At 62.2% G+C, this 407-nt stretch carries 1 pseudogene; it reads left to right on the top strand.

What is annotated here, in order from left to right:
* A pseudogene (locus ACZ3HH_RS29415) lies at nt 1-407 on the top strand (beta strand repeat-containing protein); the annotation flags it as partial.

Genomic DNA, 407 nt, shown 5'->3' on the forward strand with positions numbered 1-407 from the left:
GGCATGGATTTCGATGGCGGGGCCGGTAGCGACACGGTCGATTACTCGACCTCGGCCACCGGCGTCAACGTTGAGGTTCGTTTTGGTACGGGCGTGGTGGGCAGCGGTGGCGATGCCGAAGGCAGCACCCTGGCCAACATCGAGAACGTCATCGGTTCGGCGTTCAATGACACCTTCGCCGTCGGCCCGGATCACACCGCACCGACGATCACACTGGAAGGCGGTGCCGGCGACGACATCTACTACATCAACAACGGTGCTACAGCGTCCATCGTCGAATTGGCCGATGGCGGCAATGACGAAGTGCGCGTGTCGGTGATCAACCCCGACAACACCCACCTGGCGGAGAACATCGAGCGTCTGACCTATGTCGGCAGCGAGGACTTCACCGGCTGGGGCAATGCCAG

Source organism: Pseudomonas sp. PME37.24/025 (genome assembly GCF_055556615.1).